Annotated in this window: 20 protein-coding genes; 3 read left to right on the forward strand and 17 right to left on the reverse strand. The window is 61.9% G+C overall.

All coding sequences use genetic code 11. The annotated features are described in order from the left end of the window. Window positions 1–44: 44 nt before the first annotated feature. The 4 genes from RIN49_RS03805 to RIN49_RS03820 all read right to left on the reverse strand — a co-directional run bounded on the left by RIN49_RS03805 (window position 45) and on the right by RIN49_RS03820 (window position 3,986). Entirely contained in the window at window positions 45–710 is a 666-nt protein-coding gene (locus RIN49_RS03805; protein WP_309118825.1) for an aspartate/glutamate racemase family protein, read from the reverse strand. Between the two features lie 7 nt (window positions 711–717). Beyond that, a complete protein-coding gene (locus RIN49_RS03810; RefSeq protein WP_309118826.1) occupies window positions 718–1,596 on the reverse strand; it encodes a carbohydrate ABC transporter permease in 879 nt (292 codons plus the stop codon). Further along, window positions 1,593–2,327, reverse strand: coding sequence for a carbohydrate ABC transporter permease (locus RIN49_RS03815; RefSeq protein WP_309118827.1), 735 nt, complete (start codon window positions 2,325–2,327; stop codon window positions 1,593–1,595). Before RIN49_RS03815 ends, RIN49_RS03810 begins: the two co-directional genes overlap by 4 nt. A gap of 297 nt (window positions 2,328–2,624) precedes the next feature. Beyond that, window positions 2,625–3,986, reverse strand: coding sequence for an ABC transporter substrate-binding protein (locus RIN49_RS03820; RefSeq protein ID WP_309118828.1), 1,362 nt, complete (start codon window positions 3,984–3,986; stop codon window positions 2,625–2,627). Between the two features lie 273 nt (window positions 3,987–4,259). Between RIN49_RS03820 and RIN49_RS03825 the strand changes: the two genes are divergently transcribed. Then, a complete protein-coding gene (locus RIN49_RS03825) occupies window positions 4,260–5,765 on the forward strand; it encodes a sulfatase family protein (protein ID WP_309118829.1) in 1,506 nt (501 codons plus the stop codon). Window positions 5,766–5,777: 12 nt separating this feature from the next. Here RIN49_RS03825 and RIN49_RS03830 read toward each other — a convergent pair whose 3' ends face one another. From RIN49_RS03830 to RIN49_RS03870, 9 genes are all read right to left on the reverse strand, one after another. Then, window positions 5,778–6,809, reverse strand: a complete 1,032-nt coding sequence (locus RIN49_RS03830; protein WP_309118830.1) for a lactonase family protein — start codon at window positions 6,807–6,809, stop codon at window positions 5,778–5,780. Between the two features lie 3 nt (window positions 6,810–6,812). Beyond that, a complete protein-coding gene (glpX, locus tag RIN49_RS03835) occupies window positions 6,813–7,790 on the reverse strand; it encodes a class II fructose-bisphosphatase (RefSeq protein WP_309118831.1) in 978 nt (325 codons plus the stop codon). Window positions 7,791–7,878: 88 nt separating this feature from the next. Beyond that, on the reverse strand, window positions 7,879–9,162 hold the full coding sequence (locus tag RIN49_RS03840) for a HAMP domain-containing sensor histidine kinase (protein WP_309118832.1): 1,284 nt from the start codon (window positions 9,160–9,162) through the stop codon (window positions 7,879–7,881). A gap of 88 nt (window positions 9,163–9,250) precedes the next feature. Continuing rightward, on the reverse strand, window positions 9,251–9,901 hold the full coding sequence (locus tag RIN49_RS03845) for an SGNH/GDSL hydrolase family protein (RefSeq protein WP_309118833.1): 651 nt from the start codon (window positions 9,899–9,901) through the stop codon (window positions 9,251–9,253). Between the two features lie 74 nt (window positions 9,902–9,975). Further along, window positions 9,976–13,047 carry a beta-phosphoglucomutase gene (gene pgmB / locus RIN49_RS03850; RefSeq protein ID WP_309118834.1) on the reverse strand — a complete coding sequence of 1,024 codons (3,072 nt, stop codon included), beginning with the start codon at window positions 13,045–13,047 and terminating at the stop codon, window positions 9,976–9,978. A gap of 126 nt (window positions 13,048–13,173) precedes the next feature. Next, window positions 13,174–14,145 (reverse strand): formylglycine-generating enzyme family protein, encoded by a 972-nt coding sequence (locus RIN49_RS03855; RefSeq protein ID WP_483874276.1) that lies wholly within the window; start codon window positions 14,143–14,145, stop codon window positions 13,174–13,176. Between the two features lie 35 nt (window positions 14,146–14,180). Beyond that, window positions 14,181–14,747 (reverse strand): chromate transporter, encoded by a 567-nt coding sequence (locus RIN49_RS03860; RefSeq protein ID WP_309118836.1) that lies wholly within the window; start codon window positions 14,745–14,747, stop codon window positions 14,181–14,183. Then, the gene (locus RIN49_RS03865) at window positions 14,748–15,413 is read right to left on the reverse strand and encodes a chromate transporter (RefSeq protein WP_309118837.1); all 666 of its coding nucleotides are present in this window, start codon (window positions 15,411–15,413) and stop codon (window positions 14,748–14,750) included. Window positions 15,414–15,623: 210 nt separating this feature from the next. Next, the gene (locus RIN49_RS03870) at window positions 15,624–15,857 is read right to left on the reverse strand and encodes a hypothetical protein (RefSeq protein WP_309118838.1); all 234 of its coding nucleotides are present in this window, start codon (window positions 15,855–15,857) and stop codon (window positions 15,624–15,626) included. Between the two features lie 104 nt (window positions 15,858–15,961). On the opposite strand from RIN49_RS03870, the gene RIN49_RS03875 reads away from it, so the two are divergent. After that, window positions 15,962–17,926, forward strand: a complete 1,965-nt coding sequence (locus tag RIN49_RS03875) for a dihydroorotate dehydrogenase (protein ID WP_309118839.1) — start codon at window positions 15,962–15,964, stop codon at window positions 17,924–17,926. Here RIN49_RS03875 and RIN49_RS03880 read toward each other — a convergent pair. Further along, window positions 17,892–19,133, reverse strand: coding sequence for an ATP-binding protein (locus tag RIN49_RS03880; protein WP_309118840.1), 1,242 nt, complete (start codon window positions 19,131–19,133; stop codon window positions 17,892–17,894). The genes RIN49_RS03875 and RIN49_RS03880 overlap by 35 nt on opposite strands. Before the next feature lie 228 nt (window positions 19,134–19,361). Here RIN49_RS03880 and RIN49_RS03885 point away from each other — a divergent pair, with 228 nt between their 5' ends. After that, the gene (locus tag RIN49_RS03885; protein ID WP_309118841.1) at window positions 19,362–20,249 is read left to right on the forward strand and encodes an AraC family transcriptional regulator; all 888 of its coding nucleotides are present in this window, start codon (window positions 19,362–19,364) and stop codon (window positions 20,247–20,249) included. 27 nt (window positions 20,250–20,276) lie between these two features. Here the strand turns inward: RIN49_RS03885 and RIN49_RS03890 are convergent, their stop codons facing one another. Genes RIN49_RS03890 through RIN49_RS03900 form a run of 3 tightly spaced genes read right to left on the reverse strand, consistent with a single transcriptional unit; the run spans window position 20,277 to window position 22,989 of the window. Further along, the gene (locus RIN49_RS03890; RefSeq protein ID WP_309118842.1) at window positions 20,277–20,567 is read right to left on the reverse strand and encodes a ferredoxin family protein; all 291 of its coding nucleotides are present in this window, start codon (window positions 20,565–20,567) and stop codon (window positions 20,277–20,279) included. Beyond that, on the reverse strand, window positions 20,564–21,874 hold the full coding sequence (locus tag RIN49_RS03895; protein ID WP_309118843.1) for an FAD-dependent oxidoreductase: 1,311 nt from the start codon (window positions 21,872–21,874) through the stop codon (window positions 20,564–20,566). Before RIN49_RS03895 ends, RIN49_RS03890 begins: the two co-directional genes overlap by 4 nt. Window positions 21,875–21,915: 41 nt before the next feature. Continuing rightward, window positions 21,916–22,989 (reverse strand): electron transfer flavoprotein subunit alpha/FixB family protein, encoded by a 1,074-nt coding sequence (locus tag RIN49_RS03900; RefSeq protein ID WP_309118844.1) that lies wholly within the window; start codon window positions 22,987–22,989, stop codon window positions 21,916–21,918.

Consider the following 22,989-nt stretch of genomic DNA (forward strand, 5'->3'; position numbering starts at 1 on the left):
GGCCGTTATCTCTCCCTCTATCTGATGGTTTCGTCCGATTATTATTATTTATTTAGCAGTTGTTTCGCGAGCCGGACGCCGAGCGTGGGACTGGACAGGAACTTGCCGCGGACGGCCTCCGGCAGCGTATCGACGACGCGGGCCATCGACGCCTGCGCCAGCACGACGACGTCGCACCGACCTTGCAGCTCGAGCAGCGCTTCGCCGAGCACGCGGTCGTGGCCGACCCGGTCGCCGGCCATCAGCAGCTTGTAGGCTTCCGCCGCAAGCATCTTGTGGAACGTCGCATCGGAACCGGCTTCCCGCGCTTTCTCTTCGAGCAGCCGCGTCGTCGGTCCGAGCGTCGTCTCGAGCGTCGCCGCGACGCCGATGTCGCGCCCGCGCCGGACGGCCTCTTCGGCCATCGCCTCGTCGATGCGCAGCACCGGAACGCGGACCTCGCGAGAGGCCGCCTTCGCCAGCTCGCCGACCGACGAGCAGGCGCCGAGCACGACGTCGGCGCCGAGCGACTCCGCGATTTTCGCGTACGTCACCCATCGCGCTTCGACCGCTCCGACGTCCGCCCCGTTCTTCGCCAGCTCCGGAAGAATCGAATCGTCCAGCAGATTGATCACTTCGCAATCGGGACCGATCTCATCCAGGACGAGCGCCTTGAGCGATTCGACCGTGACGGGCGTCGTATGAATGATCGCCAGTTTCTTTTTCGTCATATCGCCATTACCCTTTCGTCCCTGCGGAAATGTTCATCCCTTCGATGAAATATCGTTGGAAGAAGAAGAACAGGATCAGCACCGGCAGTAAGACCAAGACCGAGCCGGCCATCAAATAATGCCACTGATTGACGCCCGAGCTCACCTTGAACGACTGCAAGCCGATCTGCAGCGTGTACATATCCTCGCTCGCGACATAGATGAGCGGTCCGAGGAAGTCGTTCCATGCGCCGTTGAACGCCATGATCGCGATCGTCGCCATGACCGGCTTCGACAACGGAATCATGAGTCTCGCCCACACGTAAAAGTGGTTCGCGCCGTCGATTTTCGCCGCTTCGATCAGATCGTTCGGAATCGTCATAAAATATTGGCGGAACAAGAAAATTTGGAACGCGCCGCCGAAGAACGAAGGAACGATCAGCGGCAAGTACGAGCCGACCCAGCCGATCTTCGAAAACAACAAATAGGTCGGTATCAACGTTACGAAGCCCGGAATCGTCATCGTGCCGAGGATGATCAAAAACAACGCGCCGCGACCCGGAAACTTGATCTTCGCGAAGCCGTAGGCGATGAACGAGTTCGACAGTACTTGCCCGATGACGACGAAGAACGCGATGATCGATGTGTTCCAAGTAAACCTCGTGAAATTGCCCGCCGCCCACGTTTCCGTATAGTTGCTCCAGACGAATTTCTCAGGCCACCAAGTCGGCGGGTACTGAATAATTTCTTCCAGCGACTTGAGCGACGTCTGCAGCATCCACCAGAGCGGCATTAAGAACGAGGCGCTGCCGACGATAAGCAAAATGAAGATCAACGTCTTCCGAAGTCGCTCGCGGTTGCGTCGGCCTTCGAAGTAGGACGGTCCGCTCGATGTCGTTCGGCTCATCGGTTGTCCCCTCCCTCGTAATGCACCCAATATTTAGACGCGATCATATTGAAGATCGTGACGGCGATCGCGATCAGGAACAAGAACCATGCCATGGCCATCGCATAGCCCATGTCGAACACCTTGAACGCTTTGTTGAACATGTGCAGATTAAAGAACAACAGCGAGTTCATCGGCGAACCCGGACTCGACGGGTCGGCGGACATAATATAACCTTCCTGGAACACTTGGAAGCCGCCGATCAAGCTGGTTACAAGGTCGAAGAAGATGACCGGCGTCACCATCGGCACCGTAATGTGCCAGAATTTGCGCAAGTGGCCCGCGCCGTCGAGCTCCGCCGCTTCGTACAACTGCTCGGACACGCCTTGCAGCGCCGCCAAGTACAAGAGCATGCCGCCGCCGACCGCCCACAGCCTCATAAGAATCAAGGAATTCTTCGTCCACGCCGGGTCTGTCAGCCAGTTCGGGCCGTCGATACCGACGAAGCCGAGCACGGTGTTCACGAGTCCGCTTTGCGGCTCGAGCAGCATCATCCACAGCATGTAGACGCCGATCCCGGACAGAACGGCCGGCAAGTAATAGATCGTGCGGAAAACCCGCATGCCCGGCACTTTGACGTTCAGCAGCACCGCAACGAGCAAGGAGCCGATCGTTGTGAGCGGCACCATGATGGCTACATAATACAAAGTGTTTTTAAGCGATATCCAAAAGAGCGGGTCCCGATCGAACATGATTTGATAGTTCCGGAACCCGACCCAGTCCATTCGAGAGGTTATGTCGTAATTGGTAAAGCTCGCATAGAGGGAAAATAACAACGGTCCTCCGGTAAAGCAAAGAAACCCGATAATCCATGGGGCCACAAACATGTAACCTTGTGCAGCCTCTCGTCTATCCAATGACAGCCGTTTTCTTTTGTTTTTCGGCTTTGGTTGCATAGCACCCGTTTCCACGCCCTACCCCTCCTTCTTTAAGAAATAAAGGGCGGAGCGGTTCGAGAACCTCTCCACCCTTCGTTCAAGCCCTTCGAATTACTGGTTTTGCGCGACGAGATCTTCGATCGCTTTTTGCGCTTTCGCAAGCGCGTCTTCCGGCGATTGCTGGCCCTGGATGGCCGCTTCGATTTCCGGATTGAGCAGCGTCGCGAAGTCCGGCGCGGAAACCGGAGCCGGCGTCATTTTCGTTACGGCAAGGTTTTCTACGGAGAACGCATAAATCGGATCGGCCATCAAGTCCGCATCGCCTGCGACTTCCTTGTTCGCAACGTTGTCGAAGTTGAATTGCGCCCAATATTTCTGAGCGTCGTAATCCGTCATGAACTTCAGGAACTCCCAGCTTGCTTCAGGATTTTTCGCGCCTTTCGGAATTTCGATCGAGAAGCCGCCGCCGACGCTCCAATGACCTGCGCCTTCTTTATATTCCGGAAGGGGAGCAACGCCGAAGTCGTCGCGGTTCGCCGCGAAGTCGCGGATTTGCGTCCAGAATGTACCTACGTCAGCTTTCATAGCGAGCTTGCCGGCGATGAGCGGTTCGCTCGTCTTCGATCCGAACGTCGCTTTGAACGTTTCGACATTTTCCTTGCCGAGGCGCTCATCCCAGGACATTACCCATTTCAAAGCGTCGACATGTTCCGGAGTGTCTACGTTGACTTTGCCGTCTACGCCGACCCACGCCTCGCCTTTGCCTGCGTTCAACATGAACAATTCGAAACCGCCTGCAAGCAACGGGTGGTAGCCAAGGCGTTCGATCTTGCCGTCCGCGCCGATCTTGTCGAGCTTCTTCGCGTACTCTTCCATCTCCGCCCACGTTGTCGGCGGCTTCTCCGGGTCGAGACCCGCTTCGGCGAACATCTTCTTGTTGTAGAACAAGAAGCGCGTATCCGTGTTGAACGGAAGGGCGTATACGTCGCCGTTGTGCTTCATCGCTTCGAAGAGGTTCTCGTGGAAACGTCCGCTGATATCGTCCTTCGCGAGGAACGGAGACAAGTTTTCCACTTGGTTTTTGTCGGCGCGCTGCGCGACCTTCGCGATTTCGTGAATGATGACGTCCGGCGGGTTGCCGGCTGCGATTTGCGCGAGCGCCTTCGTCCAACCTTCGCCGTACGGCAGGAAGACGTGCTTTACGGTAATCCAATCTTGCGAACCGTTAAAGTCGGATACGATCTTCTCGATAATCGGGCGGCGCGTCGTGGAACCCCAGTGCGTCCAAAATTCGAGTTCGACCTTCTCTTTCGGCTTGTCGACGGCCGGCTGCTCCGCCGGCGTCTCGGACCCCGTAGCCGGCGCCTCGGCAGGTTCTTCTGCGTTGTTGCCTCCGGAACAAGCGGCCAGCAATGCCGACAAACTGACGACCGACGCCAGAAGCAGGAACATTGATTTCTTTACCTTCTTCATACTGTGGCACTCCCCCTAAGTATTAGAAACTCCCCAAGACCACACACAAGGCAACACTTTGAAGCGGTTTCAATGTTGTTTCTTGGCTACATCCCTTATTATCAACACATCATGTTGCATTGTCAATAAGGAATTTAGCGCTTTCAACAATATTTAGCGTTGTTTTATGTGGTTTTCCTATATTCTGTGACATTTACCTGTGGGAATCTTCCATTCATGCTATAATGGCGCCATAATTCCACACAATTCCCTGAACCGGAGGTTACGTATACTATGTCCTCGAGGCCGAATCTTATTCTCATTTCCACCGACCAGCAGCGCCACGATAGTATCGCCGCCAACGGAAGCGCCTTCTTGCGCACGCCGAATTTGGACCGTCTCGCGAACGAAGGCGTAACGTTCCGCCGGGCGTATTGTCCCAACACCGTATGTACGCCGTCGCGCGTATCCATGATGACCGGATTGCACCTGTCCCGCCATGGCTCCTACAATATCGGCACCGCCGTCTCCGATCCATCCCTCTTCCTTAGCTCGCTGCTTCGCCGGAACGGCTACCGGACGCATCACGTCGGGAAAGCGCATTGGTACCCTTGGGAGTCGCCGAGTCCGGAGACGCTCGGACCCGAACGCTCGCGCGAGCCGTGCCGCGACTTCGCCGGCTTCGATACCGCCGAGCTTTCCCGAGGCCACGGTCCCTGGGCCGCGACCTCGGGCCATTACGGCGCATGGTTGGAAGCGCAAGGCCTCGACCCCGCCGATATCCGCGTCGAGTTTCTATTTAAGGGGCAGGGAGACTATAACGGCACAGGCGATTCCGCGCTGCCGGAGCGCTACCACCATGGGGCCTGGGTCGCCGAACGGGCGATCCGATGGATGGAACGGCGCGAGGACGGGGACGATCGCCCCTTCTTCTTGAATCTAGGGTTTCAAGACCCTCACCATCCCCACGTCTTACCGTCCGACTTTCTCGAACGGGTCGATCCGGAGGTCGTGCCCCCGCCCGCGGCGCGCGCCGATCGGGAGGCGGACGAGGCGGAGCACGTTCCGCTGTTCCGGAACGGCACGCTTGTCGAGAGCCGCTTCAACGGTACGTTCGAGATGGCGGGCAACGGCAAATACGCTTGGGAGCCTTATTTCGAAAGAGAGGAATTCGCGAAGCAGACGAGGGCTTATTATTATTCGATGGTCCAGCTGATCGACCGACAAGTCGGCCGCCTCCTGGATGCGCTCGACGCCTTCGGGCTCGCCCGGAATACGTTCGTCGTGTTCACGTCGGATCACGGCGAGATGCTCGGCGATCACGGCATCGGGCAGAAGGGTCCGCTGGTGTACGAAGGCGTGACGAAAATCCCGCTTCTAATGAGGTATCCTGACGGATTCGAGCCCCAAGCTCCGGCAGAGCCGTGCGCATCGCTCGTCGACGTGCTGCCGACGTTGGCGGACGCGGCCGGCATCGCCGATTCGATTCGGCGCGAAGGCGTCAGCTTGCTTCCGATGCTCCGCGGGGAGGGACCGCCGAAGCGGACCGGCGTGCGCATCGAATACAAAGAAGAACCGGATCGTATCCGGTTCAAGTGTTGGGTGACGCCGGAATGGAAGCTCGCCCTCTATACCGGCGAACCGTTCGGCGAACTATACGATCTAAAGAACGATCCGGGAGAGCGCCGCAATTTGTACGCGCCCCCCGAATACGCTTTGATCAAACAAGAGCTGCTGCTCGGGCTGCTCGCCGATCAGGAGCGCGGCGAGCCGACGAATCCGCGTCCGTCCCGCGTATAACGAACGAACCCGTCAACGGACGAACGTCAGGCACACCGGGCGGCGAATCGAATCGTACCGATGCGCTTCCTCCAGCCGCCCGGTCGCCGCGTCCGCGGCGAAGACGCGGATGGCGTCGGAATCCTGCGCCGCGACCAACACGAATCGGCCGTCCGGCGCGATCGCGAAATGACGGGGCGTCTTGCTGTTCGTCGGCGCGAAGCCGACCGGCTCGAGACGCCCCTCGTCTTGCACTTTATAAACGGCTAAACTGTCGTGCCCGCGGTTCGAGGCGTAGACGAAACGGCCGTCCGGCGATACATGAATGTGGGCGCACGCGTTGTCCCCGTCGAACCCAGCCGGCAGCGTCGAGACCGTCCCCAGCGCCGTGTATGCGGCCGGGTCGCCGTCCGCCGTTCGGAACGCAGCGACGGTGCAAGAAAGCTCGTTCACGACGTAAACGACCGGAAGCGTCGGATGGAACGCCATATGCCGCGGTCCGTCGCCGTTCGCCAAGGCGATCGACGCGACCCGTTCGAAGCGGTCCCCTTCGATCGCGTAAGCCGCCACCCGATCGATGCCGAGGTCCGGCACGAGCAGATGCCGCCCGTCGGGCGACAGGTTGACCGAGTGCGGATGCGGCGCCTCCTGCCGATCCGCTCGCGGTCCGTTGCCTTCGTGCGCGGTCAATCTCGAACGCGCTCCGAGCGAACCGTCCGCCAGCACGGGGAAGGCGGCGACGCTCCCGCCGGAATAATTGGAGACGAACAGCCGCGTCTCGTCCGCCGACAGCGTCAGGTGGCACGGGTGCGCCCCGCCCGTCTCGCGTCGACCGAGCGGTCGCAGCTCCCCCTCCGAACCGATTCCGAACGCGACGACCGCGCCTTCCGACGTCTCGCCGACGGCGTACAGCGCGGTGCCCGCGCGGTTCGCCGTCAAGAAGGACGGGTTTTCCAAGCCGGCGAATCCGGCTTCGTACGTTAACGCCCCGCTCTCGACGTCGTACCGATACCGGTGAATGCCCGGCTTCGAGGCTTGCTCGTAACTGCCGACATATAGGTACATAAGTTATCTCCCTTTGAGCTTCTCGAGAATCGGCTTATTCGGCAAATAATGAAGCGATCGCACGTACCGGATCGTTCGCGTCCGCGCCCGCATCACGACGGATTGCGTCTCCGCGCGCTGGTCGGCGAAATACCGGACGCCGCCCAAAATTTCGCCCGGGGTAACGCCGGTCGCGGCGAAGATGACGTCCTCCGTGCCGACCATATCGTCCATCGTCAGCACCTTATAAGGATCCGTGATGCCCATCCGAATGCAGCGTTGGAATTCCTCGGCGTTCGCCGGCATCAGACGGCCTTGGAGCTCGCCGTCGAGGCAGCGAAGCGCGGCCGCCGCGAGCACGCCCTCCGGCGCCCCGCCCGAGCCGACGTACAGGTCGATGCCCGCGTCTTCGAAGGCGGGCGCGATCGCGCCGGCCACGTCTCCGTCGGACAAAAATTTGATCCGCACGCCTACGCGGCGCAGCGTCTTGATTTGCGTATCGTGCCGCGATCGATCGAGAATCATGACCGTCAAATCCGAGATCGACTTGCCGAGCTCCTTCGCGGCGACGCGAAGCGTCTCCTCGAGCGGCCGTTCGATGCTGAGCTTCCCCTTCAGCTTCGGACCGACCGCGAGCTTCTCCATGTACATGTCCGGGGCATGAAGCAGCTGTCCCTTGTTCGCGACCGCGATGACGGACAAGGCGTTGTTCAGCCCCTTGGCGACGATCTCCGTCCCTTCCAGCGGATCGACCGCCACGTCGACTTCCGGTCCGTCCAAGTTGCCGACCGATTCGCCGATGTACAGCATCGGAGCCTCGTCCATCTCGCCTTCGCCGATGACGACCGTCCCCTTAATGGAGACCGAGTCGAACATCGCGCGCATCGCCTCCGTGGCCGCCCCGTCGGCCCCGTCCTTGTCGCCGCGTCCCATCCAAGGCGCCGAGGCCAATGCGGCCAATTCCGTCACCCGCACCAATTCCAACGCAAGCTCTCTCTCCATACGTCCGTTCCGCCCCCTTGTTCGAATGCCCCTCTCACGCAGATTCTGGTTGTAACATCCATTGTACACGAAATCCATCGGGTTTCGGCTACGATTTCTTCCGATTATTCCCTTCTTCGAAATACGGGAGCGTCACCTTGCACGTCGTTCCTTCGCCGATGCGGCTCCTCACCTCGATCGTTCCGCCCATTTGGCGAACGATGTTGAACGTAACGAGCGTGCCGAGCCCCGTTCCCTTCTCCTTCGTCGAGTAATACGGCGTACCCAAGCGGGCGATCTGTTCCGGGGTCATCCCGCTCCCCGTATCGATGACGTACAGCTCTACCCCCTGATCCTTCTCGAGCGACCAAAATTCTACGGCCCCTCCGCTCGGCGTCGATTCGATCGCGTTCTTCCCGAGATTGATCATCGCTTGGCGAAATTTCGAACGGTTGCCGTATACCGCTCCGTCGCCGTCGACGCGATTCACGATCGTCACGTTCTGATAATTCGCATAGGAATTCAATATGTTAGCGATGTAGTGGCACTCTTCCTTCACGGACAGCCGTTCCTTCTCCTCCGCCTCGGGCTTGCTGAGGGCGAGGTAGTTCGAGATGATGAGCTGCGCGCGATCGAGCTCTTCCAAGCAGATGGCCGAATACGAGGCGCGCTTCTCGTCGCCTAGCGCCGAGTCGCCGAGCAGCTGGATGAACCCACGCACGGCGGTCAGCGGATTGCGCACTTCGTGAGCGACGGAGGCGGCGAGCTCGCTGACGAGTTTCATTTTCTCGGCGTCCAAGATGTCTCTCTTCATCCGTTGGTGCTTGCGAATCGCTTCGATGAGGTAGACGTTCAACCCGATTAGCGCGCATTGCGCGACGATCAGCGGGAATTGAGGCGAGAGCATGTTATTGTAAGCGTTTGCGAAATCGCCCTGCAATCCAAAATAGATGAAGACGGACCCGATTCGCAGCACGAAACAGATGCCGACGGCCGTCCAGACCCGCTCCCAAAACCCGAATCGTTCGAACCGCCGGTGCGCGGCGAAGAGGAGCGCGACCGCCGGAGCGAGGGCGATTACGTAATGCAACATGGTAATCCCGCCCAGAACGTCCCGGTAAACGAGCAAAGCGGCGAGGAGGCAGATCGTCGCGATCGGCCCGCCGTAAAGGGAGCCGGTAACGAACGGTACGGAGCGGAAATCGATCGCCGAACCGAAAATATAGACCGGGTACGTCATGGTAAACAGCAAGGGAAGTACGTATAGAAGGAAGACGGCCGCGCCGTGCCGCCAGCCGGAGCTCGTCCAGCGGTAAGCATACTGATAGAGCAGCAGCGGGAGCAACACGATAAAGACGTTCAACAGCAATTCGCGAAACACATGGTCCAACATCGCGCCCATCCCCCTTCTTGCGTCAGAAATATGCGAAAGGTAAGGTGAAAAAGGCCGACGGATTCCCCCCCGTCGGCCTTGCGCAACGTCAGTTCCACTCGAATTCGACCGCGTTCAAGAACGCGCGCGCGAGCGCCGCGTGTCCCGTCATGTTCGGATGCACCCGGTCCCAGGCGAGAGTCGCGGGATAGATGTGCTCGAGCAGCCGGTCGATCGCCGCCTGCGTGTCGACGAATTTCGCGCCATGCTTCTCGGCGAGCCGCTTCACGACCGCGCCGAACCGATCCATGTCGGCGCGCATCGCGTCGTCCCGGTTCGGTTCGATGTAGTACGGGGTCATCAACACAAGTCCTTCCACCAGCGGCTTCGTCCGCTCGATCAATGCGTCGAGCGTAGCTTCGTATTCTTCGATGAGCACATGCCCCTCGACGATCGTCGGCGTGTCGTATTGGCGCCATACGTCGTTAATGCCGATCATGATCGACACCCAGTCCGGCTTCAGCTCGACGACGTCCGTCTCCCAGCGCGCCTTCAAGTCGCGCACCGTGTTGCCGCTCGTTCCCATATTGACGACTCGTATCGCCCGCTCGGGATACCGTTCGTTCAGCAGCGCGGAGACGAGCGCGACATACCCCTTGCCGATGGCGGCGAACAGCCCTTCCCCGCGCGGACGCGCCCGCTCGCAATCCGTAATGGAATCTCCGATCATAACCAACGTCTGCCCGTGCCGCAACAACATTCGTACGTTCCCCCCGGTAAAATCAATGTTTAGTTCTTATCTTACCGGAAAGGGTTTCCACCGTCGATAGCCGATTATTGTGCGCCGACTGGCTCCGGTTTCGGCTCGTCGTCCCGCTTCGGCGCCGGCGGACTGCCGGAAAACCGGTCCGACAGCTCGTCGAGCGCAAGCATCTCCGTGACGGGGAGCAGCCAGTCGGCTCCGCGCATGCGCGCCTCCGTCCCTACGCCTACGGCGAACATGCCCGCCGCCCGGATCGCCGCGATGCCCGCTTCCGCGTCTTCGATGGCCGCGCAGTTTCGGTACGGCACGCCCAGCGCCTCGGCCGCCGCGAAGAAAATTTCCGGATCGGGCTTGCCCTTCGCCACCGACCCGGCGTCGACGATCGCGTCGAAGTACGCGCCGACGCCCAGCCTTTCGACGACGAGCCGCGCGTTCCGGCTCGCGGACGCGATCGCCGTCTTGAGGCCCCGCGATTTGACGTCGCGGAGGAACGCCTCGATCCCCGGCAGCAGCGCCTCCGGCGTCAGCTGCTCGATCCGTTCGACGTAGAGCTCGTTCTTTCGGTTCGCGAGCGCCGCCTTCTCCTCCTCCGAATAAGGCCGGCTCGCGCGCTCCAACACAATGTCGAGCGACGTCCGCCGGTCGACGCCCTTCACCCGTTCGTTCACGGACGGATCGAGCGGAACGCCCTGCTCGTCGGCGATCCGCTTCCAGCACTCGTAATGGAACGAAGCTGTATCGACGATGACGCCGTCGAGATCGAAGATGACCGCTTCGAGCTTGCGCCGCATGGAGACGACCGCCGGACGCCCGGACGCGAGCCGCAGCTCCCGGCCTTCGTGCTCGATCGTCAGGTCGTCGCCCTCGAGGAGCGAATACGTCGCGTCGTCCGGCGTAACGCGAACGCGCAGCCGCCGCCCGCGGAACGCGACGACGAATGCGTACGCCGTCCAGCGCGCCGGGATCGACGGGCGGAAGCGGAGCTTACCGTCCTGCTCCCGCATGCCGCCGAACCCGTTCGCGAGCGACAGCCACGTCCCGGCCATCGCCGCGGTGTGCAGGCCGTCCTTCGCGTTCCCGTTTCGATCGTCCAGGTCCATGCGCGCCGTACGGAGGAAGTAATCGTACGCTCTGTCGATTTTCCCGATTTCGGCCGCGACGATGCTGTAGATACACGGCGACAACGACGAATCGTGCGTCGTGAGCCGCTCGTAAAACTCGTAATCGCGGCGCTTCTGCGCCAGCGAAAACCGGTCGCTCTGCAGGAACGACGCCAAGACGACGTCGGCCTGCTTCAGCACCCGATGCCGGTAAATGACGAGCGGATGATAGTGAAGCAGCAGCGGATATTTGTCCGCCGGGGCGTTCGCGAAATCCCACTCCGCCCGATCGAGGAACGCGTCGTCCTGCAGCGTCACGCCGAGCCCCGCATCGTATGGGACGTACATCCGTTCCGCGGCGCGCTGCCAAGCGTCGACCTCCGCGTCGTCCAGCGCGATTCGGCTCGCGATGTCCCGGTACGCGTCCGTCCGCTCGCTCCGCAGACGACGCGCCGTCGCCGCCGCATACTCCAGATGGTCCTTCGCCATCACGTTCGTGAACGCGTTATTGTTTACGAGCGCCGTATACTCGTCGGGACCGGTGACGCCGTTGATGCAGAACCCCTTATGCGGAATATAGTCCCCCAGGTCCGCCCAGAGGCGCGCCGTTTCGAAGAGGAGCTCGGCCCCCTTGTCGATCAAAAACTCGTCGTCTTCCGTTGCCGCCATATATTTCTTCAGCGCGTACGCGATATCCGCATTGATATGAACCTGCGCCGTGCCCGCCGGGAAATACGCCGACGTCTCTTCGCCGCCGATCGTCCGCCAAGCGAACAAGGCGCCCTTCTGCGACATCGTTCGCGCCCGCTCGCGCGCCTTGTCCAAGATGCCGTACCGGTACGTCAGCAGCTGCTTCGCGATGTCCGGGTTCGTATAGAGGAAGAACGGCAAAATGTACGTCTCGGTATCCCAGAAGTAATGCCCCTCGTACCCTTCCCCCGTCAGCCCTTTCGCGCTTATGTTCGTCTCCCCGTCCCGTCCGACCGATTGGAGCAGCTGGAACGCGTTGAAGCGAACGCCTTGCTGCAGCGCCGGATCGCCTTCGATCGTAACGTCCGTCCGCTCCCAGAACCGCTCGAGGAACGCCCGCTGCTCTTCGAGCAGCGCGTCGAAGCCGTCCGTCTTCGCCCGCTGGACCGTCTGCTCCGCCTTTAGACGCAACTTACGCTCGTCCAGCGTCCCGGGGTCTTCCTTGGACGTATGGTACGCGATCGTCTTCGTCAGCGTCGCGGGCACCCCCAGAGGCGAAGCGAAGGAGAAGCGGATCGCAGCGCCGTCCGCCGACGTCTCGGCTTGGATCGCGGCGGCCTCCTCCGCCTGGAGCTGATGCTCCGCCGCGCACATGACCGTAAATCCCGAACGCTTCGTCCGTTGGTGAAGGAACGCGAGCGTCCCGACCGCCGCGCGGTCGATCGTCGTTAAGGCCGGCTCCGTCAGCGCCGAACCGAGCCGCGGGTCGCCCTTGGACACCTGATTGCGCACCGCGCCGTCGATCGTCGAGACGAGACCGATCAGTCCGTGAAAGTCGACCGTCGTCACCTCGTACCGAATGGCGGCGACATGCTTGCGGGTCAAGCTGACCAGCCGTTCGATGCGGACGTCCACCTGGTTCCCGTTCGACAGCTCGAGCCGCATCGTCCGCACGAGCGTCCCTCTGCGAAAATCGAGGGTCCGCTTGTAGTCGAGCAGCTTGCAGGCGAACAGATCGACGCGTTCGCCGTCGACGTACAGCTCGATGCCCCTCGCGTCGGCGACGTTCAGCATCGTCTGACCGACCCGCGCGTAGCCGTACGCGTCCTCCGGGTATCGGATCGGCTCGGTTTCGTAAAATGCATTAATGTACGTTCCGCGCGTCGAACGCCCTTCCGCTCCGCGGAACCCTTCCTCGAGATTGCCCCGCATGCCGAGATACCCGTTGCCGAGGCTGAAGATCGTCTCGTCCACGAGGTTCGTCGCTTCGTCCCATCCGTCTTCGACGACCGACCACTCGTCGTACGCGTACTTCGGTTTGAAATCGCCATTCGTCGTTCGTGTGCCGCCCATGATGCATATCCCCTTTTGTTAACATCTGCTATTGGCTAGCATGTAACAAGAAGGGGCGAACCATGCGAGCCTTCTCGAAGTCCATAAGAAAAACCGCCTTGCGGGCGGTTCGGTCGTTGCGTAATGTTATGCATCCGCGGCGCAGCGGAACCCGGCGTTGCCGGTCGAGCTGTCGGGCGTATTGGAGCTGCGGGCCGCGACGCGATACCGATTGCAGTACGATTTATGGCACAAGTACGAACCCCCGCGCATGACCCGGCTCGTCCCGTCCGGCGGACCTTTCGGATGCAGCGGATTCGCTTCCCGATGATGCGTCGGATGGAACCAGTCCGCGCACCATTCCCAGACGTTGCCCGAGACGTTGTACAGACCGAAGCCGTTCGGCTCGAACGCGTCGACCGGGCACGTGCCGGCATAGCCGTCGGAGGCGTTGTTTTTATCGGGGAATTTGCCTTGGAAAATGTTGCACATATGCTTGCCCTCCGGCTTCAGCAAGTCCCCCCACGGGTACCGCTTGCCGACGAGTCCGCCGCGCGCCGCGTATTCCCACTCCGCTTCCGTCGGGAGCCGCTTGCCGGCCCATCGGCAGAACGCCTCCGCGTCGTTCCAACTTATATGTACGACCGGATGGTCGCCGCGGCCTTCGACGGAGGTGCCGGGGCCCTCCGGCTGCGCCCAATACGCGCCATGCACCGTATACCACCACGGCGTCTGCCGCGGCACCTGCGTGACCGACTTGGCCACCTCCTCCGGCACGAGCGAATGAAAGACGAACGACCAGCCGAACCGTTCGGCCTCCGTCTTGTAGCCGGTTTCGTCGACGAAGGCGGCGAATCGGTCGTTCGTCACCGCGTACGGATCGATGAGGAACGGGCCGACCGTCACTTCCCGAATCGGTCCTTCCCCGTCGGCGGGAAAGCCCTCTTCGTCGTCGGTTCCCATCAGGAACGCGCCGCCGGGGAGGCGAATCATACCGCCCTTGCCCCCGTCCCGAGCTTGGTCTCCTGCGCCGTTCCCGGCGCCGAGGTCCGTCTTCGGCTCCGCGCCCGGCGCCGCCCCTTCGCGCATCGGCGCGCAGCAGGAGGGCACGGATTCGATTTTTTTAAAAGCCACTGCGATCTCCCCCCTCTGGATTAACTGAATACGGCCGCTCCGACGAGACCGCACAGCAGGATGACGACGATCGGATGCGTCTTGAACTTGAACAGCGCGAGAAGCGAACCCGCGAAAATCGCGAATAAGACGACCGTCTCCCAGCCGAACGCTTCGAGGTTCGTCGGAACGAGGCCGTTGCCGACCGCGAACGTGATCGCGGCATAGAAGATCAGCGCCGCGACGATCGGTCGCAGCCCGTAAAAGCCGTTCTTTACCACCTTGCTTCTCTTCACTCTATAGAAGAAAGACGCCGCGATCAAGATGAAGATCAAGGACGGGAGGATCGTTCCGAGCGTAGCGACGGTCGCGCCGGGAACGCCGGCGATCCGGAAGCCGACGAAGATCGCGGAATTCGTGGCGATCGGCCCCGGCGACATGCCGGCGACCGCGATGGCGTCCGTGAACGCCGGCAAGGTCATCCATTCGTGCCGGTGCACGACCTCCCGTTCGATGACGGGGATCATCGAGTATCCGCCGCCGAACGACACGGCTCCGATCATCAGAAACGTTGCAAACAGCTCCCACAACACCGTCGCCGAATCCATCTAGATGCCATCTCCCATCATGTAGCCCCAATCCTCCGATTCCGACTTCGGCTTCGCTTCCGTCTTCAACCCGAGACGCGCGCGCCAGGCGACGAGGCCGACGCCGAGAACGAAGCCGCCGACGATGACGAACAACGGGTGCAGCCCCGCGAACAGCGCCAGCATCGTCGCGATCGCGACGCCGAGCGTCGTCTTGTCGACGACGGCCGTCTTGGCGATTTTGAATCCCGCATAACAGATTAAGGCGACGACCCCGGCCCGAATGCCGGACAGCGCCGCTTCCACCTTCGGATGGTCGTGCAGCTGCAAGAAGAAAGCGGACAGCAAGAGCACGATGAGGAACGTCGGCAGCAGCACGCCCGCCATCGCGGCGACGGCGCCGGCCGTTCCGGCCAATCGATAACCGATGAACGTGGCCGAATTGATCGCCACCGCCCCGGGAACCGATTGCGCTACCGCGAAGACGTCGGCGACGTCCTCGGAAGCGAGCCACTTCCGGCGTTCGACGACTTCCTTCTCGATCAAGGGAATCATCGCGAAGCCGCCTCCGAACGTGACCGGACCGATCTTGAGGAAGCAGAGGAAAATCGACGGCAGCATTCTGAAGCGTTCCAGCCATGTGCGGCGGTTCAATTCGATACCGCTCTCCAGCCCGGTTCGCAGCACGGCGATCCCCCCCTTTCCGAATGATGCTTGTTACGTTCATTATACCGTAGTTTTTTCTATTTTGGCATAAACTTTTGCTCATTTTCTTAAATGCTTTTAAATTAAAGTCATAATTTTTGCTTATCCAGACATCATTCGACCATTTTGATATAAAGTTGAGTTTTCCGCTTGGAATTAGGCGAATGCCCGGGGGAAAAGAAAAAACGCCGGCTATTTGCGCAGCCGGCGATTGGCTAACAAATAATCGGCGTCGGTATCGACGATATAGACGCTGCCCTTGCAGCACGGGAAGACGAGCAGCTTCTTCTTGCCCTCGCGAATCTCCTTCAGTTCCTTCTTGCGCATCGGCAGAATCACATTGCTCGTCCCGCAGAACGGACATTCCGAGACGTACACGTCCTCCCCGAGCGTCTCATACGGCCATGCATGGGAAAAAGGGATCATAGCACCTGGCGTTCCTTTCGTTCCTGCTAGAATATGTGGAGTAGTATAGACCATTCCGCCCTATGTTACAATGGAACACACATCTTCCGGAAGGAGGTTCTCCCATGCCGGACTGGTCCTATCATCCTTTATTCAAGCCGCTGCTGTTCGCGCTTCCGCCGGAGCGGGCGCGAAAGCTTACGCTTTCCGCGATCGGCGCCGTCGGGCGTCTGCCCGGAGGGCCGTTCCTCATCCGTACGCTCGGACATCTGGAGACGCCGGAAGCGATGAGCGTCGATCTGTTGGGGCTCCGCTTCGACTGTCCCGTCGGGCTCGGCGGCGAAGTCGACCCCCATGGAGAAGCGCGGGTCGCCCTGTCGCAATTCGGCTTCGGCTACCTCGAGATCGGACCGATCTCGGAGCGAGGGACGGCGCCGTCCCCGATTCGACGCGAGACGGACGCGCAATCGCTCCACGTCGCCGACCGGTTCGCGAACGACGGCGTCGAGCGGTTCGAGCGAACGATCCGCCGCGACCGCGGGCGCGGCAAATTCGAGAAGCCGCTCTTCCTGCGGCTGCGTCACGACGTCGGGGCGCCGCCGGAAGAGGCGGCCGCCCAGTACGGCCGTCTGGCGGCCCGGCTCGCGCCGTACGCGGCGGCGTTCGTCGTCGACGCGGATGACGAGCGGTGGGCGGAGCCGCTACGAAGCGCCGCGCTCCGGCGGATCGGCGAAGCGGTCCGCGCGGCCGCGCCGGAGAAGCCGCTGCTGCTGTACGTCGCGCCCGACGAGGCGGAGCGAGCGCTCGAGGCGACGGCCGCCTTGGCGCGCGAGCGCTGGGACGGCGTCGTCGTCGGCGCCGCCGCGGGCGACTCGCGAAGCGGCTGGCGCTCCGGCGCCGCCGTCCGCGACGCGGCCCGCCGGACGGTCGCGTCGCTGCGCGCCCGACTCCCGCGGCCGTTCGTCCTTGTCGCCGCCGGCGGCGTCGTCGAGCCGAAGGACGCCGTCGACCTGCGCCGGGCCGGCGCCGACCTGATCGAGCTGAACGCCGGCCTCGTCTTCGCCGGGCCGGGCCTCCCGAAGCGGGCGAACGAAGCGCTGCTCTACGAGACGCTTCGGGACGCTCCCGCCCCGAAGCCCCCTTCGTTTTGGCGGCAATGGGGCTGGATGCTGCTGCTCGGCATCGGGATGCTCGTCGGCGGCGCGATCGCTGCGGCGTTGGCGGCGACGTCCGTCTTGCTCCCCTACGACATCCGCTTCCTCGGCGTCGACCGCGAGACGATCCATCAATGGAACGAACATCTGCTCCCGTTCATGTCGCATGATCGGATGACGCTCGCGGGCACGATGATGTCGATCGGGATCATGTACGCCGGCCTGGCCGGGTACGGGATGCGCCGCAGGCTCCATTGGGCCCGAATGGCGGCGATGACGTCCGGCGCCGCCGGGTTTTCCGGATTTTTCCTTTACCTGGGGTACGGGTATTTCGACCCGCTGCATGCGGCCGTCTCCGCCGCGCTGCTTCCGATGTTCCTCTTCGCCATGCGGGATTCGAAGGACGAACCGTCGCGGCGAAAACCGAACGACGCGAACGACGCAAGATGGCGATTGGCCTTGTACGGCCAGCTCGCCTTCGTCTGCGTCGGCGTCGGGCTCGCCGTCGGCGGCCTCGCGATCGCGGGCGTCGGCGTGACGCAGGTGTTCGTGCCTTCGGATCTCGCCTACCTGGGCTCGCACGCCGCTCATCTGGACGCGGCGAATCCGCGCCTCGTGCCGGTGATCGCGCACGACCGCGCCGGATTCGGCGGCGCGCTCTTCGCGGACGCGCTGGCCGTGCTGATGACGGCGCTGTGGGGCCTGCAGCAAGGGGAAAGGTGGATTTGGCGCATGCTGCTTCTCGCCGGAATTCCGGGCTTCGCCGCGGGTCTCGGCATTCATGCGGCGATCGGATATACCGACTTCCTGCATCTGCTGCCGGTGTACGCGCTCGTCGTTCTGTATCTCGCCGGACTGATCTGTTTATATCCGTATTTGCATGCCGAAGACGGCGCTCCGACTACGTCGTCCGAAGCGCCGGAACCGTCACGGTGACGGTCGTTCCTCGTCCGGGCTGGCTCTGAATGCGGAGCCGGCCTTGCAGCGAATGGACGAAATGAAAACAATACATCAGCCCCGTCCCCGTCCCGCTGCTGCGCGTGTTATACTTCGGCATGCCGAGCTGCTCCAGCTGCTCCTCCGTCATGCCGACGCCGTTGTCCGACACGACGATCGCGAGTTCCTTGCCCTTCCAATACGAGGAGACGGTCAGCCGACCTCCGCGGTGCAGCGCGTTGGCGCCGTTGCGCAGCAGATGCATAAGGCATAATCTTAGCTGCTCTTCGTTGCAATACAGCGTAATATCGTCCGATACCGCGTTCACGAGGTCGATCTTCTTGGCTTCGATGACGGGCCAGATGTCGCGGAGCGCGCCGTCGATGCCCGCCGAGAGCGAGACGTGTTTCTTCTCCGCCTCCTTCAGCGTCGTGATCGTTAAGTAGGTATGAATGATCTTCTCCGCTTCGCTCAATTCTTGCATCGCCGTATTAACGTAGTAGAGAATCTGCTCGGACGGATGCTGCCGTTTGATCAGCTGCAGGAAGCCGTTGACCGTCGTCAGCGGGTTGCGGAGCTCATGCGCGATCAGTACCGCGAGGCTTCCGCTGACCGTCAGCTTCTCCATCCGCGCGATCTCGGTGCGGACCGAATCCGTCTCGCGGATATGCTCGCCGAGCGCAAGCGTCATCAACAGCAGCCCGGTTTGTACGGCGGCGAAGAGCAGCGCCGCGTCGATCGGCAGCGTCTCGCCCAACATCGCGACGCCGGCGAGCGTCATCGCCACCGTCGCGACGGAGAAGACGCTCGCCCACAGAATCTTCTTCAGCCAGGACGCCGCGAAGAACTTGGCCCGCGCCGCGGCGACGAGCGACGCGGTAAGCGTAGCGACAGCCAGCTCTTCGAGCCAGTATGCTTCGGCGATATAGTACCCGGCTGCCGCGGAGACGAGCGACAGCCCGAGACCGACCGGCCAGCCTCCATATAACGTTCCGGCGATGAGCGGAATGAATTTCAGGTCGTAAGTGAGACCGTGACCGTACGTGTAGGGGAAAAACATGCAGCCGACGAGCGGAACGCCCATGAAAAAACCGATCGCGAGGGGACCGGTGCGGTGGAACGGCAAGCGCTGCGAGAACGTCTGAATGACGAGAAACGGAAAAGCGGTAAGCATGACATTCAGCAGGATGGATGTGAGATTGTTCATAGTCCCTTAAACCCAATCATCGGTCCTCAAAGCCTCTCGACGTCGAATTTTGCCTCATTATACCATTAAATGCCAATGATTGGATAGAATGAAAGCCTCATTCCGTTAGGAATAAGGCCTTTTTTTTGAGGAAACCGCCGAAATCCGTCACCATTTTGCCGAATGCGTCACTCCTGCGAGGTTCGTCGAATCGTGTATAATGGAAGCCGGAAGGAGAGTGGGGACGCTATGGAGGACCTAGATGGGCGCATGCGCCTGCACGGCACGAAGGAAGTTCACGTCCTGCCGGACGTTCGAACGACGTTCCAACTGTTCGCCGCGCACCTGCGGCGCGTCGACGCGCCGTGGTCTTACCCGCCGCATGCCCACGCCATGTTCGAGCTGAACGTCGTGACCGAAGGCCTACAGCGGTTCTCGATCGAGTCGAAGACGCACGAGCAGCGCGCCGGGGACATCGCGATCGTCCGTCCCGGCGAACGCCATGCGGCGACGGCGGACGACGGGGACGCGATGGCTTATTTCTGCCTTCATTTCCAAGCGGACGACCCGTCGCTGCGGCGAAGCCTGCATGCGCTCGATCGCGGGCTGTATCCGCAAGGCTCCGAGGTCGAGCGGCGGATCGGTCCGGCGATCTCCCGCCTGATCGAGCTCGCCACCGCCGAGGCCGACGCGGAATCCGCCGCGCTCCGCATGCGGACGCTGTCCGCCGTCTATGCGCTGCTCGCCGCCCTCGCCGAGGAGCCGGAGCCTGAGCGGCGAAACGAGGGCAAGCCTGCCGGGGCCGCCGCGCGTCTCGCGGAAGCGATCGCAAGTCGGATCGAACGATCGGTCGCCGAAGGCGCGGACGGCGAAGCGGAGGACGACGCGATCTTGCGAATCGCCCGCTCGCTCGGCTACAGCCCGTCGCACTGCGCGCGCGTCTTTCGGGAAGCGTACGGCATGTCGCCGCGCGCGTATCGTTCCGCCGTCACGCTCCGCGAAGCGAAGCTGCTGCTGCTCGACCCGTTCCTCTCCGTCGAGGCGATCGCGGCGAAGCTCGGCTACGCCGACCCCGCGACGTTCAGCAAGCAGTTTCGCCGTTGGACCGGCATGTCGCCGAGGGAATACCGGACGTAAGCCGCTTCCCCTCGGCCCGCTCGAAGCTCAACCGTACTTGTACGTGATGCCGTGCCCTCCTTTCGGATACACCCAATGGATGTTGTGCGACGGGCAGGCGATGCGGCAGGTGCCGCATTCGATGCAATTTTCATAGGCGACGGTCGTAATCTTCTGCTTCCCGTCCCATTCGTACACGTCCGACGGGCAGAAATAATTGCAATCCTTCGTCGTGCACTTCAGACACGTATCCCGCTCCTTAATGATCAAGTGCGACTGGTCGTCGCACTTGTAGCGAATCGTGAACAGCCGATCCGTTACCGCGCTGTTTCCGTTCATCCATTCATCGCCCTCCATCCCTTATAGCCGAGTTTCATCAGGTTCACCGGGCCGCCGGCCGCCTTCTTGATGATCTCGACCGCCTTCCGCTGCTTCGCCGCCTTCGTCTCCCCGTCCACGAGGAACATCTGGTACGCCGCCTCGTTCACTGCGCGCGGCAGCTTCTCGAATAACAGCTCCGGATCTTCGTCCTTCAGCAGCTGATGCATGCCTTTGTATTTCTTAAGGTCCTTCGCCACGAACGACTCGCGAATGTTACGGTCGTAGGACGAGAGCGAGGGTGCGGAATAATTTTCGACCGCTCGCGCCCGTACGATCGCTTCTCCCGCCAGCCGCCCCGACGTCATCGCCAGATTGGTGCCCTCGCGGTGCACGAAATTGACGAGCTGCGCCGCATCGCCGCAGACGACCCAGCCGGCGCCGGACAGCGGCGGAATCGAATGATACCCGCCCTCGGGAATGAGATGTCCGGAATATTCCTTCGTTTCGCCGCCTTGGATGAGCTTCCTTATCATCGGATGCTGCTTCACCGCGTCGAGCACGGCGTACGGCTTCACCTTCTTGTCGCGCAGGTGGTTCACCATGACGCCGACGCCGAGCGAGATCGTCTCCTTGTTCGTGTAGAGGAATCCCATGCCGGCCATCCCGAGCGACGTCTCGCCCATGAACTCGATCGTGACGCCTTCGTCGCCTTCGAGGTTGAACCGGTCCTCGATTTTCTCCCGCGGCAACGCGATGACTTCTTTCACCGCCAGCGACACTTGATCGGGCTCCCATTCCCGATGAATGCCCATCGCCTTGCCGAGCAGCGAATTGACGCCGTCGGCGATGACGACGACGTTCGCGTACAGGTCGCCGTCCTCCCGATCGGTCCGCACGCCGACGACCTTGTCGCCTTCCCGGATGACGTCGGTGACGACCGTCTCGTACACGGGGATGGCGCCCGCCTCGACCGCTTTGTTCGCGAACCATTGGTCGAACTTGACCCGAAGGCCCGTGAAGCAGTTGTAAGGCGCCTTATACGCCTCGTTCCGGTGACCGAGCGTCACCATCGAGTCCTTGCCCATGAGCCAGATGCGCTGCTCCACGATATGCCGTTCGATCGGCGCGTTCCGCTCCGTCCAAAACTCCGGCACGAGCTCTTCGATCTGCTTGCGATACAGCACGCCTCCGAACAAGTTTTTCGCGCCGGGGAACTCGCCCCGCTCGATCAGCACCACGGACAATCCGGCCCGCGCCATCGTCATGGCCGCCGCCGCGCCCGCCGGTCCCGCGCCGACGACGACCGCGTCGAACTTTTCCGCCATACGCCCAACCCCTTCCCCCTCGGAAAATGATCCTACGCCGTCTACGCCGTCTCCGACGCCTTCGCCCGGGCGATGCCGCCGACGCCTCGCCGCGCCTTAATTCGCTCCGTAATCGCCGGCACGATCTTGAACAAGTCGCCGACGATGCCGTAATGCGCGATGCGGAAGATCGGCGCGTTCTCGTCCCGATTGATCGCGACGATCGTCTCGGCGTTCGACATGCCGACCGTATGCTGCACCGCGCCGGAGATGCCGATCGCGAAATATAGCTTCGGGCGCACCGTCTGCCCGGTCTGGCCGACCTGGTGCTCGTGTTTGATCCACCCGGCGTCGACCGCCGCCCGGGAGGCGCCGACGACGCCGCCCAGCGCGTCCGCAAGCGCTTCCAGCATGCGGAACGCTTCGGGCCCGCCGAGCCCTCTGCCTCCCGCTACGATGATTTCCGCCTCCTCGAGGTTGACGCCGCCGGTTTCCTCGAGGAAATCCAGCACCTGCGTCGCGATGTCCTCCTCCTTCAGCGGGCATTCGATCCGCACGATCTCGCCTTGCCTCGACGCGTCGCGCGGCAGCGCCTGGAACACGCCGGCCCGCGCCGTCGCCATCTGAGGCCGGTACTGCTTGCATAGAATCGTTGCCATCATCTTCTCGGAAAACGCCGGCCGGCTCGCCAGCAGCAGCCGCGACGGATGCGGCTCCACGTCCAGCTCCGTCGTGTCCGCGGTCAGCCCCGTCGGCAGATGCGTCGCGATCGCGCCCGCAAGGTCGCGCCCCGTCGCCGTCGCGCCGAACAGGACGATCTCGGGCTTCGCGTCTTCGATGAGGCGAAGCATCACCCGGCTGTACGGACGCGTCCGGTACTCCTTCAGCTCCGGAGCGTCGCATAGGTAGACGGTGTCCGCCCCGTAGCAGACCGCTTCCTGCGCCAGCCGCTCGACGCCGTGCCCGATGACGACGGCTTTCAGCGGCACCTCCAGCTTGTCGGCCAGCTTCTTCCCTTCGCCGAGCAGCTGCCAGGAGACGCTCTTCGCCCGCCCGCCGCGCTGCTCGACGAAAATCAAGACGCCTCGATAGGCCGACCAATCGGGCATGGCGGTATCCTTATCCCTCTCGCTCAT

It is taken from the genome of Paenibacillus sp., assembly GCF_031177825.1.
Taxonomy (GTDB): domain Bacteria; phylum Bacillota; class Bacilli; order Paenibacillales; family YIM-B00363; genus Paenibacillus_AE.

Coding starts and splice junctions, on each gene's coding strand:
- RIN49_RS03805 (WP_309118825.1), bottom strand. CDS start 710: ATGACGAAAAAGAAACTGGCGATCATTCATACGACGCCCGTCACGGTC.
- RIN49_RS03810 (WP_309118826.1), bottom strand. CDS start 1,596: ATGAGCCGAACGACATCGAGCGGACCGTCCTACTTCGAAGGCCGACGC.
- RIN49_RS03815 (WP_309118827.1), bottom strand. CDS start 2,327: ATGTTCGATCGGGACCCGCTCTTTTGGATATCGCTTAAAAACACTTTG.
- RIN49_RS03820 (WP_309118828.1), bottom strand. CDS start 3,986: ATGAAGAAGGTAAAGAAATCAATGTTCCTGCTTCTGGCGTCGGTCGTC.
- RIN49_RS03825 (WP_309118829.1), top strand. CDS start 4,260: ATGTCCTCGAGGCCGAATCTTATTCTCATTTCCACCGACCAGCAGCGC.
- RIN49_RS03830 (WP_309118830.1), bottom strand. CDS start 6,809: ATGTACCTATATGTCGGCAGTTACGAGCAAGCCTCGAAGCCGGGCATT.
- glpX (WP_309118831.1), bottom strand. CDS start 7,790: ATGGAGAGAGAGCTTGCGTTGGAATTGGTGCGGGTGACGGAATTGGCC.
- RIN49_RS03840 (WP_309118832.1), bottom strand. CDS start 9,162: ATGTTGGACCATGTGTTTCGCGAATTGCTGTTGAACGTCTTTATCGTG.
- RIN49_RS03845 (WP_309118833.1), bottom strand. CDS start 9,901: ATGTTGTTGCGGCACGGGCAGACGTTGGTTATGATCGGAGATTCCATT.
- pgmB (WP_309118834.1), bottom strand. CDS start 13,047: ATGGGCGGCACACGAACGACGAATGGCGATTTCAAACCGAAGTACGCG.
- RIN49_RS03860 (WP_309118836.1), bottom strand. CDS start 14,747: ATGGATTCGGCGACGGTGTTGTGGGAGCTGTTTGCAACGTTTCTGATG.
- RIN49_RS03870 (WP_309118838.1), bottom strand. CDS start 15,857: ATGATCCCTTTTTCCCATGCATGGCCGTATGAGACGCTCGGGGAGGAC.
- RIN49_RS03875 (WP_309118839.1), top strand. CDS start 15,962: ATGCCGGACTGGTCCTATCATCCTTTATTCAAGCCGCTGCTGTTCGCG.
- RIN49_RS03880 (WP_309118840.1), bottom strand. CDS start 19,133: ATGAACAATCTCACATCCATCCTGCTGAATGTCATGCTTACCGCTTTT.
- RIN49_RS03885 (WP_309118841.1), top strand. CDS start 19,362: ATGGAGGACCTAGATGGGCGCATGCGCCTGCACGGCACGAAGGAAGTT.
- RIN49_RS03890 (WP_309118842.1), bottom strand. CDS start 20,567: ATGAACGGAAACAGCGCGGTAACGGATCGGCTGTTCACGATTCGCTAC.
- RIN49_RS03895 (WP_309118843.1), bottom strand. CDS start 21,874: ATGGCGGAAAAGTTCGACGCGGTCGTCGTCGGCGCGGGACCGGCGGGC.
- RIN49_RS03900 (WP_309118844.1), bottom strand. CDS start 22,989: ATGAGCGAGAGGGATAAGGATACCGCCATGCCCGATTGGTCGGCCTAT.